A 12,546-nucleotide genomic window follows, 5' to 3' on the forward strand; every position below is an offset into this window, starting at 1 on the left:
ACTGCTCCATCAGCGGCGCTCGGCCGCGGCCGGCAGGGTGAAGCCCGACACCGAGCGGCGCATTTCACTGGCCATGCGCGCCAGGTGGCGGATGCTGTCGGCGGTGGCGCCGGAACCGGCGGAGGTCTGCGCGGTGATCTGCTGGATCACCGCCATGGTGTGGGAGATCTGCCCGGCGGACGAAGTTTGCAGCTGGGCAGCGTCGGAGATGCTGTGGATAAGTTCGGCCAGGGTCTGCGACACCCCCTCGATCTCGGCCAGCGCCACCCCGGCGTCCTGCGCCAGGCGTGCGCCGCGCACCACTTCGGCGGTGGTCTGCTCCATGGAAATCACCGCCTCGTTGGTGTCGGCCTGGATGGTGCGCACCAGCGCCTCGATCTGCCGGGTGGCCGACGACGAACGTTCGGCCAGGCGTTGCACTTCGTCGGCGACCACGGCAAAGCCGCGCCCGGCCTCGCCGGCCAGCGAGGCCTGGATCGCCGCGTTGAGGGCGAGGATGTTGGTCTGGTCGGCAATGTCGTCGATCAGGCTGACGATGTCGCCGATTTCCTGGGACGACTCACCCAGGCGCTTGATCCGCTTGGCGGTGTCCTGGATCTGCTCACGGATGTTGTCCATGCCGTTGATGGTGTTGTGCACCACCTCGTTGCCCTTGTTGGCGATGGCGACCGAACGCTCGGCCACCTTGGCCGACTCGTAGGCGTGGGCCGATACCCGGTCGATCGACTCGACCATGTCGCCCACCGCCTCGGAGGCCTCGCTGATCTGCGCGGCCTGGTGCTCGGAGGCCTTGGCCAGCTGGCGCGCGGTGTTCTGGGTGTCCTGCACGGCGGCGGCGACCTGCTCGGCGCTGTGGTTGATGGTGGCGACCAGGTCGCGCAGCTGGTCGACCGAGTAGTTGATCGAGTCGGCGATGGCGCCGGTGAAGTCTTCGGTGACCGCCACCGTGACGGTGAGGTCGCCGTCGGCCAGCTCTTCGATTTCGTCGAGCAGGCGCATGATCGCCTGCTGGTTGCGTTCGTTCTTCTCGGCGGTTTCACGCAGCTGGCGGTGGGTGGCGCGCACCATCACCAGGCCGATGAGGATGATCGACGCCAGCGCCAGCAGGCCCAGCACGTAGCCGCCGACGGTGTCGAGGGTGCGCCCGCTGGCCAGGTTTTCGAAGCCGTTGGCCAGGTGCGAGGCCTCGTCGAGCAGGGTTTGCGAGAGGCTGAAGATGTTGCCGGCGGCTTCGCGCACACGGAACAGCTCGGGCGAGGTTTCGAGAATTTCGTCCACCGAGCCGGCAACGAACTGGAACAGCTCGGCAATTTCAGCCAGGCGCGCGCGGGCATCGGCGTCTTCGACCCGGGTCACCTGGATCGCCGGGTTGCCGGCGAGCATGCCTTCGAGCACCTGGCCGAAACGGCTGGCGTCGCGGCCGAAGGTGTCGGCGGCCTGCACCGAGCTGTCGTCGCCGGCCAACACGGTGTTGACCGAGCCGAGAATGCGCTCGGCCAGCAACAGCTGGCGCTGGGCCACCGCCACCTGGCTGGCCGGGGCACCGCTTTGCAGCAGGATCTCCACCACCTTTTCGTACTCGACCTGCAACTGCGGCACGGTCTCGGCCAGGGTGGCCGCCACCTGGTGCAACGACAGCACGGTCTGTTCGCTGGCCAGGATGGTGTCGGTGTTCTTGCGCAGGTTTTCCCAGTCCTGGCGCACCGCGTCCATTTCGTCGCGCACTGTGGCCGGCGCGGCGGGCAGGCCGGTGGCCTTGTCGCCCTCGCGCAGGTAGCTCCAGCGCCGTTCGAAATCGTTGCGCGCATCACTGAGCAGGCGGAATGCCAGGGCCTTGCCGGCTGCCGCTTCGGTGGCGTTCTTGGCGATGCGCTGGGACAGCACGCGCAGCTCGCCGGCATGCCCGATGTACTGCTTGTCGTGGTTGGCCTGGGTGTTGAGGTAGGCGAAGTTGGCGAACAGCAGCACGATCGACAGGATCAGCACCACGAACAGCACGGTGATCTGCGCGCTGCTGCGCGGGCGCTGGGCCACGGCGGCGGGGGAAACGGAGGGGCCAGGCTTGTTCACGTCGAAAGTCCTCTACAACGCCACATCGAGAAAGCCCGGTGCCTGGGCCAGGGCGAACGGGCTGAAGATCGCCCAGTTGCGCTCACGGGGGAAATGCCCCTGCACGAAGGGTGCGGCGGCGCGGATCAAAGGCTGCGGCGGCGACAGTTCGAGGCTGCTCAGGGCGAAGTGCTGCAGGCCCACCACCTCGTCCACCAGCAGCCCGGCGAACAGCTCTTCGTGGTCCAGCACCAGCACCCGCCGCTGCTTGCCCGCCGCCGCAGGGCCTAAGCCGAAGAACGCGCTCAGGTCCATCACCGGCAACAGCCGCCCGCGCAGGTTGGCCACCCCGCATACCCAGGGCTGTACCCCCGGCACCCGGCTGCTGCGCGGCTCACGCAGCACTTCGGCAATTTCACCCATGGGCGCGACGAACCATTGCCCGGCAATGCGAAAGCCGATGCCGCTCCACTGCTGCAGGCGGGTGTCCTGGAGCGGCTGGTCGGCCACCAGCAGGCGGCAACGCCGATCGATGTCCAGCAGCAGCTCGAAGGCGGTCAGTGCCGCGCCCTGAGGGCGAGTGGTCAAGCGCCGAGCACCTCGACCAGCTTGGCGATCAACGCGTCCTCTTCCACAGGCTTGGTCAGGAAGTCGCGGGCGCCCTGGCGGGTGGCCCAGATGCGGTCGGTTTCCTGGTCCTTGGTGGTGACCACGATCACCGGGATGGCGCTGGTTTCCGGGTCTTTGCTCAGCTGGCGGGTGGCCTGGAAGCCGTTCATGCCGGGCATGACGATGTCCATCAGCACCGCATCGGGCTTCTCCTGGCGGGCCAGAGCCACGCCGTCGGCGCCGTTGCTGGCCTTGAGCACCTGGTGGCCGTGTTTTTCCAGCCACTCGGTCAAGCGGTACATCTCGGTCGGCGAATCGTCGACAATCAGAACTCGGGCCATGCTGTTTCCCCATGAGGAACGTGAGACGCCGCCTTCAACTGGGCGGCGTCAGGGTGCGATTGGGTCCTGCGCGGCGAAACCGGGCACATGGGCGCGGATTGCGTCGAGCAGTTCTTCCTTGCTGAAAGGTTTGGTCAGGAACTGGTCGGAGCCGACCACCCGGCCGCGGGCCTTGTCGAACAGGCCGTCGCGGGAAGAAAGCAGAATCACCGGGGTGTCCTTGTAGGCGCTGTTGTGCTTGATCAGTGCGCAGGTCTGGTAGCCGTCCAGGCGTGGCATGAGCACATCGACGAAGATGATCCGCGGCTTGTGGTCGATGATCTTGGCGAGGGCGTCGAAACCATCGCTGGCGGTGATCACCTCGCAGCCCGCCTCGCCGAGCAACATCTGGGCAGTGCGGCGGATCGTGCGCGAATCGTCGATCACCATCACCTTCAGGGGTTGTTCCATAAATTGCGCCACATTGAATGAGCGGTAAGCTGCACGCTTCAAACGACAAGAAAAAGCAGATCGCTGCGCAGCGCCTCTGTCTTGTAGCTTATAGCTTGCGGCCTGAAGCTGGATCGAGCCTTTTTAGCACACTCCGCAGGGCCATTCCATCTGCCCGCCCCCTTGACCGGGCGCGCGCCCGGCGCCACCCTGAGCCACTTTTTCGTGCCATCGCGGCCACTCGCCGCCAAGAGGAATTACCCCATGAGCGTTCGCCTCGGGATTGTCATGGACCCTATCGCGTCCATCTCCTATAAAAAGGACAGCTCGCTGGCCATGCTGCTGGCCGCCCAGGAGCGTGGCTGGAGCCTGTTCTACATGGAACAGCACGACCTGTATCAGGGCGAAGGCAAGGCCCGCGCGCGGATGCGCCCGTTGAAGGTGTTTGCCGACCCGGCGCGCTGGTTCGAGCTGGGCGACGAGCAGGACAGCCTGCTCAGCGAGCTGGACGTGATCCTGATGCGCAAGGACCCGCCGTTCGACATGGAGTTCGTCTACAGCACCTACCTGCTGGAGCAGGCCGAGGCCGACGGCGTGCTGGTGGTCAACCGCCCACAGAGCCTGCGCGACTGCAACGAGAAGCTGTTCGCCACGCTGTTCCCGCAGTGCACGCCGCCGACCCTGGTCAGCCGCCGTCCGGACATCATCCGTGAGTTCGCCGCCAAGCATGGCGACGTGATCCTCAAGCCGCTGGACGGCATGGGCGGCACCTCGATCTTCCGCCACCGGGTCGGCGACCCCAACCTGTCGGTGATCCTCGAAACCCTGACCGCCCTGGGCGCCCAGCAGATCATGGCCCAGGCCTACCTGCCGGCAATCAAGGACGGCGACAAGCGCATCCTGATGATCGACGGCGAGCCGGTGGACTACTGCCTGGCGCGCATCCCGGCCAGCGGCGAGACCCGCGGCAACCTGGCCGCCGGTGGCCGTGGCGAAGCCCGCCCGCTGAGCGACCGCGATCGCTGGATCGCCGCCCAGGTTGGCCCAACCCTGCGCGAGAAGGGCCTGCTGTTCGTCGGCCTGGACGTGATCGGCGAGCACCTCACCGAAATCAACGTGACCAGCCCGACCTGCATCCGCGAGATCGACGCTGCCTTCAACACCAATATCGGCGGCAAACTGATGGATGCCATTGATCGCAAGCTGCAAGCGCGCTGACCGAGGACAGGTGGCAACACCGCACAGTGGGGTATGATGCGCAGCCGCAAGCTTCAAGCTGCAAGCCGCAAGTAAAAGCAGGCCTGCACTCAGCCGCCTCTGCTTGAAGCTTGCAGCTTGTGACTCGAAGCTGCCTTTGGATACCCGATGACGCTCCCCGCCGACATCCCCGCTGACCTGCTGCCACCCCGCGTTCGCCCGGTGGATCGGCTCGGCTTTACCCTGTTCCTGGCCGCGCTGGTGCACCTGGCACTGATCCTGGGCGTCGGTTTCACGGTGATCAAACCCGCTGAAATCCGCCACACCATGGACATCACCCTGGCCACCTTCAAGAGCGAGAAGGCGCCCGAGAAGGCCGATTTCCAGGCCCAGGAAAACCAGCAGGGCAGCGGCACCCTGGACAAGAAAGCGGTACCCAAGACCACCGAGGTGGCGCCGTTCCAGGACAGCAAGATCAACAAGATCACCCCGCCGCCGGCCGCGAGAGTAGAGTCGCCGCCCGCGCCATCGAAGTCCGCGGTCGCCACCCAGGCACCGAAACCGCAGAAGGTCGAGCCCAAGCCGAAGGAAAGCAAACCGCAGCCCAAGGCCGAGGCGAAAGTGCCGGACTTCGACAGCTCGCAGCTGTCCAGCCAGATCGCCAGCCTTGAGGCCGAGCTGTCCAACGAACAGCAGCTGTACGCCAAACGCCCGCGTATCCATCGCCTGAATGCGGCCTCGACCATGCGCGACAAGGGCGCCTGGTACAAGGAAGAGTGGCGCAAGAAGGTCGAGCGCATCGGCAACCTCAACTACCCCGACGAGGCACGGCGCCAGCAGTTGTACGGCAGCCTGCGGCTGATGGTGTCGATCAACCGCGATGGCTCGCTGTATGAAGTGCTGGTGCTGGAATCGTCTGGCCAGCCAGTGCTGGACCAGGCGGCCCAGCGCATCGTGCGGCTGGCCGCGCCGTTCGCGCCGTTTACCGGGGACATGGCGGAGTTTGACCGACTGGAGATCATCCGCACCTGGCGGTTTGCCCGCGGGGACAAGCTGTCGAGCAACTAAGGTTCGAGGGGCAGTTTGTGGGAGCGGGCTTGCCCCGCGATCGGACCGCCCCGCAAGCGGCGTTGCCTGACCTGGCGCAATCGCGGGGCAAGCCCGCTCCCACAGGGTCATCTCAAGGCTGCCATGCACCTTGCCAGCCCCGCCACCTGGCGCCACACTAGCGCTCATGAAAACTTTCGCCCCCAGCTACCTCAAGCACCAGTTCCTGATCGCCATGCCGCACATGGCCGACCCGAACTTTGCCCACACCCTTACCTACATCGTCGAGCACAACGCCAACGGCGCCATGGGGCTGGTGGTCAACCGCCCGCAGGAGCTGAACCTGGGCGACATTCTCGAACAGTTGCGCCCCGACGAAACGCCCCCGGCCAGCACGCTGCAGGTGCCCATCTACCTGGGCGGCCCGGTGCAGACCGACCGTGGTTTCGTGCTGCACAGCGATGAGTGCAGTTTCCAGGCCACCGTGGCCCTGGAAGGCCTGTCGCTGACCACCTCCCAGGACGTGCTGCTGGCCATCGCCGCCGGCGTGGGCCCGAAAAAGAGCCTGATCACCCTCGGCTATGCCGGCTGGGAAGCCGGCCAGCTGGAAGCGGAGCTGGCCGACAACGCCTGGCTCAACTGCCCGTTCGACCCCGCGATCCTGTTCGGCATGGACAACGAACAGCGCCTCGGCGCCGCCGCTGCCAGCCTCGGCATCAATCTGAGCCTGCTCACCAGCCAGGCGGGGCACGCCTGATGGCCGAACTGCGCCTGCTGCTGGGCTTCGACTACGGTAGCAAACAGATCGGCGTGGCCGTCGGCCAGGTGATCACCGGCCAGGCCCGCGAGCTCTGCGTGCTCAAGGCACAGAACGGCGTGCCGGACTGGAACCAGGTCGAAAAACTGATCAAGGAATGGAAACCCGATGCCATCGTCGTCGGCCTGCCGCTGAACATGGACGGCACCCCCAGCGAGATGAGCGAGCGCGCCGAGAAATTCGCCCGGCGCCTCAACGGCCGTTTCAACCTGCCGGTGCACACCCACGACGAACGCCTGACCACCTTCGAAGCCAAAGGTGAGCAGATGGCCCGTGGCGGCCGTCACGGCAGCTACCGCGACAACCCGGTCGACGCCATCGCCGCCGCCCTGCTGCTGCAAGGCTGGCTGGAGGCCAACGTTTAATTCCGCTTTGCCGCCGGAGCTACCCGGCGCCTGCCTTCCGAGGAGCACGCAATGAGCCTACCCAATCCCGCCGACCTGATCCGGCAGATGGCCGTCGACCTTCGCGCCCACCTGGCCCGCCGCGCCATCGCCGAGCCACGCTTCATCGGCATCCGCACCGGCGGCGTATGGGTGGCCCAGGCGCTGCAGCAGGCATTGGCCGACGAGAGCCCGCTGGGCACCCTGGATGTCTCGTTCTACCGCGACGATTTCAGCCAGAACGGCCTGCACCCGCAAGTGCGCCCTTCGGAGCTGCCGTTCGAGATTGAAGGCCAGCACCTGGTGCTGGTGGATGATGTGCTGATGAGCGGCCGCACCATCCGCGCCGCCCTCAACGAACTGTTCGATTATGGCCGCCCGGCCAGCGTGACGCTGGTGTGCCTGCTGGACCTGGATGCCGGCGAACTGCCGATCCGCCCCAATGTGCTCGGTGCCACCCTGTCACTGGCCGCCCATGAACGGGTAAAATTGACCGGACCCGCACCGCTCGTCCTCGAGCGCCAGGACCTCGCTTCCGCTTCCGCCCTTTAAGAGTCCCCCGCGATGACGCCATTCGACGCCAAGCGCCCGCTGCAGCTCAATGACCAGGGCCAGCTGCGCCACTTCCTCTCACTCGACGGTTTGCCCCGCGAACTGCTCACCGAGATCCTCGACACCGCCGACTCGTTCCTCGAAGTCGGCGCCCGGGCCGTGAAGAAAGTCCCGCTGCTGCGCGGCAAGACCGTGTGCAACGTGTTCTTCGAGAACTCCACCCGTACCCGCACCACCTTCGAACTGGCCGCCCAGCGCCTGTCGGCCGACGTGATCAGCCTGAACGTGTCGACCTCCTCGACCAGCAAGGGCGAGACCCTGTTCGACACCCTGCGCAACCTCGAAGCCATGGCTGCCGACATGTTCGTCGTGCGCCACTCCGACTCCGGCGCCGCCCACTTCATCGCCGAGCATGTGTGCCCGGACGTGGCGGTGATCAATGGCGGCGACGGCCGTCACGCCCACCCGACCCAGGGCATGCTCGACATGCTGACCATCCGTCGGCACAAGGGCAGCTTCGAGAACCTGTCGGTGGCCATCGTCGGCGACATCCTGCACTCGCGCGTAGCCCGCTCGGACATGCTCGCGCTCAAGGCGCTGGGCTGCCCGGACATCCGCGTGATCGGCCCGAAAACCCTGATCCCGATCGGCATCGAGCAGTACGGGGTGAAGGTCTACACCGACCTCGCCGAAGGCCTCAAGGACGTTGACGTGGTGATCATGCTGCGCCTGCAGCGTGAGCGCATGGCCGGCGGCCTGCTGCCCAGCGAGGGCGAGTTCTACCGCCTGTTCGGCCTGACCACCGCACGCCTGGCCGGCGCCAAGCCCGACGCCATCGTCATGCACCCCGGCCCGATCAACCGGGGCGTGGAGATCGAGTCGGCGGTGGCCGACGGCAAGCACTCGGTGATCCTCAACCAGGTCACCTACGGCATCGCCGTGCGCATGGCCGTGCTGTCCATGGCCATGAGCGGGCAGAACGCGCAACGTCAAATCGAGCAGGAGAACGCCCAGTGACCCTCAGCATTATCGGCGCTCGGGTAATCGACCCTGCCAGCGGCCTGGACACCATCACCGACCTGCACCTCGAAGGCGGTCGCATTGCCGCCATCGGCGCAGCCACGGCAGGCTTCAGCGCCAGCCGCACGATCCAGGCCGACGGCCTAGTCGCCGCGCCGGGCCTGGTCGACCTCGGCGTCTCGCTGCGCGAGCCGGGCTACAGCCGCAAGGGCACCATCGCCAGTGAAACCCGCGCAGCGGTCGCCGGCGGCGTCACCAGCCTGTGCTGCCCGCCGCAGACCAAGCCGGTGCTGGACACCTCGGCGGTGGCCGAACTGATCCTCGACCGCGCCCGCGAAGCGGCCAACAGCAAGGTGTACCCGATCGGTGCCCTGACCAAAGGCCTGGAAGGCGAGCAACTGGCCGAGCTGGTGGCCCTGCGCGACACCGGTTGCGTGGCCTTCGGCAACGGCCTGAAAGAGATCCCCAACAACCGCACCCTGGCCCGCGCCCTGGAATACGCGGCGACCTTCGACCTGACCGTGGTGTTCCACTCCCAGGACCGCGACCTGTCCCAGGGCGGCCTGGCCCACGAAGGGCCGATGGCCAGCTTCCTCGGCCTGCCCGGCATCCCCGAAAGCGCCGAGACCGTGGCCCTGGCCCGCAACCTGCTGCTGGTCGAGCAGAGCGGCGTGCGCGCGCACTTCAGCCAGATCACCAGCGCCCGCGGCGCACGGCTGATTGCCCAGGCCCAGCAACTGGGGCTGCCGGTCACCGCCGACGTGGCGCTGTACCAGCTGATTCTCACCGACGAAGCGCTGCGCGATTTCTCCAGCCTGTACCACGTGCAGCCGCCGCTGCGCAGCGCCGCCGACCGTGACGGCCTGCGTGAGGCGGTGAAGTCGGGCGTGATCCAGGCGATCTCCAGCCACCACCAGCCCCACGAGCGCGATGCCAAGCTGGCGCCGTTCGGTGCCACCGAGCCGGGCATCAGCAGCGTCGAGCTGTTGCTGCCGCTGGCCATGACCCTGGTCGAGGACGGCCTGCTCGACCTGCCGACGCTGATGGCGCGGCTGAGCAGCGGCCCGGCGGCGGCCATGCGCCTGCCGGCGGGTGAGCTGAAAGTAGGCGGCGCGGCCGACCTGGTGCTGTTCGATCCGCAAGCCTCGACAGTGGCGGGCGAGCAGTGGCTGTCGCGCGGCGAGAACTGCCCGTTCATCGGCCACTGCCTGCCGGGCGCGGTGCGTTATACCTTGGTCGATGGGCACATCTGCCACGAGGCCTGACAGACCGCACCGCCCATTTCGCGGGTAAACCCGCTCCCACAGGGTATCGAGCCACTGTGGGAGCGGGTTTACCCGCGAATGCAGCAACAGCGATGAGCCTGTTCGACGCCGACCACTCATCCCTCAAGGTTGAAATCCATCCCCCCACCCCCATATGACTCTCCATCAGGCATTTTCGCCCCGCTGCGTGGAGACTCTCCCTTGACTACCATCGTTTCTGTCCGCCGTAACGGCAAAGTCGTCATGGGCGGCGACGGCCAGGTTTCCCTCGGCAACACCGTGATGAAAGGCAACGCCAAGAAGGTCCGCCGCCTGTACAACGGCCAGGTCATCGCCGGCTTCGCCGGTGCCACCGCCGACGCCTTCACCCTGTTCGAGCGCTTCGAAGCCCAGCTGCAGAAACACTCCGGCCACCTGGTGCGCGCCGCCGTCGAACTGGCCAAGGAATGGCGTACCGACCGTTCCCTGAGCCGCCTGGAAGCGATGCTGGCGGTAGCCAACAAGGACGCCTCCTTGATCATCACCGGCAACGGCGACGTGGTCGAACCCGAAGACGGCCTGATCGCCATGGGTTCCGGCGGCGGCTACGCCCAGGCCGCAGCGCGCGCCCTGCTGAACAAGACCGACCTGTCGGCCCGGGAAATCACCGAGGCTGCCCTGAACATCGCCGGCGACATCTGCGTGTTCACCAACCACAACCTGACCATCGAGGAGCAGGACCTGGCCGAGTAATCAGTTGTTTTGGCGTCCCGCCAACAGCGGGACTTTTCCACACTGATGACTGCGCCTTAGGACCCTATTGATCATGTCCATGACCCCCCGCGAAATCGTTCACGAACTGAACCGCCACATCATCGGCCAGGACGACGCCAAGCGCGCCGTCGCCATTGCCCTGCGCAACCGCTGGCGGCGCATGCAGCTGCCTGCCGAACTGCGTGCCGAAGTCACCCCGAAGAACATCCTGATGATCGGCCCCACCGGCGTGGGCAAGACCGAAATCGCCCGTCGCCTGGCCAAGCTGGCCAACGCGCCGTTCATCAAGGTCGAAGCGACCAAGTTCACCGAAGTCGGCTACGTCGGCCGTGACGTCGAATCGATCATCCGCGACCTGGCCGATGCCGCGCTGAAGATGCTCCGCGAGCAAGAGATCGTCCGTGTGCGCCACCGCGCCGAAGACGCCGCCGAAGACCGTATTCTCGACGCCCTGCTGCCGCAGGCGCGCACCAGCAGCTTCGCCGAAGAGGCTGCACAGTCGAGCAGCGATTCCAACACCCGCCAGTTGTTCCGCAAGCGCCTGCGTGAAGGCCAGCTGGACGACAAGGAAATCGAGATCGAAGTGGCCGACGCGGTCGGTGTCGAGATCGCCGCGCCGCCCGGCATGGAAGAGATGACCAACCAGCTGCAGAGCCTGTTCGCCAACATGGGCAAGGGCAAGCGCAAGGCGCGCAAGCTGAAGGTCAAGGACGCGCTGAAGATGGTCCGCGATGAAGAAGCCGGCCGCCTGGTCAACGACGAAGAGCTCAAGGCCAAGGCCCTGGAAGCGGTCGAGCAGCACGGCATCGTGTTCATCGACGAAATCGACAAGGTGGCCAAGCGTGGCAACGTCGGCGGCGCCGATGTGTCCCGCGAAGGCGTGCAGCGCGACCTGCTGCCGCTGATCGAAGGCTGCACCGTCAACACCAAGCTGGGCATGGTCAAGACCGACCACATCCTGTTCATCGCCTCCGGTGCGTTCCACCTGAGCAAGCCGAGCGACCTGGTGCCCGAGCTGCAGGGTCGCCTGCCGATCCGCGTCGAGCTCAAGGCCCTGACCCCGGAAGACTTCGAGCGCATCCTCAAAGAGCCGCACGCCTCGCTGACCGAGCAGTATGCAGCGCTGCTGAAGACCGAAGGCCTGAACATCGAGTTCGCCGACGAGGGCCTCAAGCGCCTGGCCGAGATCGCCTTCCAGGTCAACGAGAAAACCGAGAACATCGGTGCCCGCCGCCTGCACACCCTGCTCGAGCGTTTGCTCGAAGAGGTGTCGTTCAGTGCCGGTGACCTGGCCAGCGCCCACGACGAGACGCCGATCCACATCGACGCCGCGTATGTGAACAGCCACCTGGGTGAGCTGGCGCAGAACGAAGACCTGTCGCGCTACATCCTGTAAGCGGCAAGCTGTAGGCTGCAAGCGACAAGCTGATTTGCGTCGCTTGCAGCATCACCTCTCTCCTGTTTATCCGCGATGGCTTGAATATCGCTTCTTGAAGCTTGAAGCTTGCAGCTTGAAGCTCAAGAGAGAAGCCCATGGCCCGCCTGCCCACCGCCATCAACCTGCACAAAGCCTCGAAAACCCTCACCCTCACCTACGCCCCCGGCGAGGTCTACCACCTGCCTGCCGAGTTCCTGCGGGTGCACTCCCCTTCCGCCGAGGTCCAGGGCCACGGCAATCCCATCCTGCAATTTGGCAAGATCAACGTAGGCCTCAGCGGCCTGGAGCCTGCCGGCCAATACGCACTGAAACTGACCTTCGACGACGGCCATGACTCAGGGTTGTTCACCTGGGAATACCTCGAACAACTGTGTCTGCGCCAGGAACAACTGTGGGCCGAGTACCTGGATGAACTGCACAAGGCCGGCAAATCCCGCGACCCCGCCGAGTCGGTCGTCAAGCTGATGCTCTAGCGCGGGGCCTCCAGGTTTTAGAGCGCATTTTCTAATCTCATCTGCTTGAATGCGTGAATGGCGGCCAAAGACTGGCTGTCTTGCGCATTACATGAAAGTCGGGTAACCAATGGAGCTGGCAAGTTCCCTGCATCGCCTTCTCGGCAAGCAGGGCCAGGCCGGTATGTAGAGGT

14 protein-coding genes are annotated in these 12,546 nt (G+C 65.9%); 10 read left to right on the plus strand and 4 right to left on the minus strand.

The features are described from left to right. Positions 1-9: 9 nt before the first annotated feature. The 4 genes from EJA05_RS25955 to pilG are packed head-to-tail and all read right to left on the minus strand — an operon-like array spanning position 10 to position 3,449. Positions 10-2,034: a methyl-accepting chemotaxis protein gene (locus tag EJA05_RS25955; RefSeq protein WP_258705249.1), complete on the minus strand. Its 2,025-nt coding sequence runs from the start codon at positions 2,032-2,034 to the stop codon at positions 10-12. A 48-nt stretch (positions 2,035-2,082) separates the two neighbouring features. Then, entirely contained in the window at positions 2,083-2,637 is a 555-nt protein-coding gene (locus tag EJA05_RS25960) for a chemotaxis protein CheW (protein WP_125465834.1), read from the minus strand. Further along, on the minus strand, positions 2,634-2,999 hold the full coding sequence (gene pilH / locus EJA05_RS25965; RefSeq protein ID WP_110994150.1) for a twitching motility response regulator PilH: 366 nt from the start codon (positions 2,997-2,999) through the stop codon (positions 2,634-2,636). The genes EJA05_RS25960 and pilH overlap by 4 nt, the downstream gene beginning before the upstream one ends. 48 nt (positions 3,000-3,047) lie before the next feature. Then, positions 3,048-3,449, minus strand: coding sequence for a twitching motility response regulator PilG (gene pilG, locus EJA05_RS25970; RefSeq protein ID WP_110994149.1), 402 nt, complete (start codon positions 3,447-3,449; stop codon positions 3,048-3,050). A gap of 243 nt (positions 3,450-3,692) precedes the next feature. Between pilG and gshB the strand changes: the two genes are divergently transcribed. The 10 genes from gshB to EJA05_RS26020 all read left to right on the plus strand — a co-directional run bounded on the left by gshB (position 3,693) and on the right by EJA05_RS26020 (position 12,373). Continuing rightward, a complete protein-coding gene (gene gshB, locus EJA05_RS25975; RefSeq protein WP_125860771.1) occupies positions 3,693-4,646 on the plus strand; it encodes a glutathione synthase in 954 nt (317 codons plus the stop codon). A 147-nt stretch (positions 4,647-4,793) separates the two neighbouring features. Beyond that, a complete protein-coding gene (locus EJA05_RS25980; RefSeq protein ID WP_125465836.1) occupies positions 4,794-5,693 on the plus strand; it encodes an energy transducer TonB in 900 nt (299 codons plus the stop codon). Between the two features lie 166 nt (positions 5,694-5,859). After that, positions 5,860-6,429 carry a YqgE/AlgH family protein gene (locus EJA05_RS25985; RefSeq protein WP_125465837.1) on the plus strand — a complete coding sequence of 190 codons (570 nt, stop codon included), beginning with the start codon at positions 5,860-5,862 and terminating at the stop codon, positions 6,427-6,429. Further along, on the plus strand, positions 6,429-6,854 hold the full coding sequence (ruvX, locus tag EJA05_RS25990) for a Holliday junction resolvase RuvX (RefSeq protein ID WP_110994144.1): 426 nt from the start codon (positions 6,429-6,431) through the stop codon (positions 6,852-6,854). The genes EJA05_RS25985 and ruvX overlap by 1 nt, the downstream gene beginning before the upstream one ends. A 51-nt stretch (positions 6,855-6,905) precedes the next feature. Continuing rightward, on the plus strand, positions 6,906-7,424 hold the full coding sequence (gene pyrR, locus EJA05_RS25995) for a bifunctional pyr operon transcriptional regulator/uracil phosphoribosyltransferase PyrR (RefSeq protein ID WP_125860773.1): 519 nt from the start codon (positions 6,906-6,908) through the stop codon (positions 7,422-7,424). Between the two features lie 12 nt (positions 7,425-7,436). Continuing rightward, a complete protein-coding gene (locus tag EJA05_RS26000; RefSeq protein ID WP_110994142.1) occupies positions 7,437-8,441 on the plus strand; it encodes an aspartate carbamoyltransferase catalytic subunit in 1,005 nt (334 codons plus the stop codon). Beyond that, positions 8,438-9,709 carry a dihydroorotase gene (locus EJA05_RS26005; RefSeq protein ID WP_125860775.1) on the plus strand — a complete coding sequence of 424 codons (1,272 nt, stop codon included), beginning with the start codon at positions 8,438-8,440 and terminating at the stop codon, positions 9,707-9,709. The genes EJA05_RS26000 and EJA05_RS26005 overlap by 4 nt, the downstream gene beginning before the upstream one ends. A 201-nt stretch (positions 9,710-9,910) precedes the next feature. Further along, positions 9,911-10,441 (plus strand): ATP-dependent protease subunit HslV, encoded by a 531-nt coding sequence (gene hslV / locus EJA05_RS26010; RefSeq protein WP_011536056.1) that lies wholly within the window; start codon positions 9,911-9,913, stop codon positions 10,439-10,441. A gap of 73 nt (positions 10,442-10,514) precedes the next feature. Further along, complete coding sequence (hslU, locus tag EJA05_RS26015; protein ID WP_125860776.1) at positions 10,515-11,858, plus strand: ATP-dependent protease ATPase subunit HslU; 1,344 nt, start codon at positions 10,515-10,517, stop codon at positions 11,856-11,858. Positions 11,859-11,995: 137 nt separating this feature from the next. Then, positions 11,996-12,373 carry a gamma-butyrobetaine hydroxylase-like domain-containing protein gene (locus EJA05_RS26020; RefSeq protein ID WP_125465841.1) on the plus strand — a complete coding sequence of 126 codons (378 nt, stop codon included), beginning with the start codon at positions 11,996-11,998 and terminating at the stop codon, positions 12,371-12,373. Positions 12,374-12,546: the final 173 nt, after the last annotated feature.

This window comes from Pseudomonas oryziphila, assembly GCF_003940825.1.
Classification (GTDB): Bacteria; Pseudomonadota; Gammaproteobacteria; order Pseudomonadales; family Pseudomonadaceae; genus Aquipseudomonas; species Aquipseudomonas sichuanensis.

Excerpts from the sequence above, each read along its gene's own strand:
- pilH (WP_110994150.1), bottom strand. The coding sequence starts at position 2,999 with ATGGCCCGAGTTCTGATTGTCGACGATTCGCCGACCGAGATGTACCGC.
- pilG (WP_110994149.1), bottom strand. The coding sequence starts at position 3,449 with ATGGAACAACCCCTGAAGGTGATGGTGATCGACGATTCGCGCACGATC.
- gshB (WP_125860771.1), top strand. The coding sequence starts at position 3,693 with ATGAGCGTTCGCCTCGGGATTGTCATGGACCCTATCGCGTCCATCTCC.
- EJA05_RS25980 (WP_125465836.1), top strand. The coding sequence starts at position 4,794 with ATGACGCTCCCCGCCGACATCCCCGCTGACCTGCTGCCACCCCGCGTT.
- EJA05_RS25985 (WP_125465837.1), top strand. The coding sequence starts at position 5,860 with ATGAAAACTTTCGCCCCCAGCTACCTCAAGCACCAGTTCCTGATCGCC.
- ruvX (WP_110994144.1), top strand. The coding sequence starts at position 6,429 with ATGGCCGAACTGCGCCTGCTGCTGGGCTTCGACTACGGTAGCAAACAG.
- pyrR (WP_125860773.1), top strand. The coding sequence starts at position 6,906 with ATGAGCCTACCCAATCCCGCCGACCTGATCCGGCAGATGGCCGTCGAC.
- EJA05_RS26000 (WP_110994142.1), top strand. The coding sequence starts at position 7,437 with ATGACGCCATTCGACGCCAAGCGCCCGCTGCAGCTCAATGACCAGGGC.
- hslU (WP_125860776.1), top strand. The coding sequence starts at position 10,515 with ATGTCCATGACCCCCCGCGAAATCGTTCACGAACTGAACCGCCACATC.
- EJA05_RS26020 (WP_125465841.1), top strand. The coding sequence starts at position 11,996 with ATGGCCCGCCTGCCCACCGCCATCAACCTGCACAAAGCCTCGAAAACC.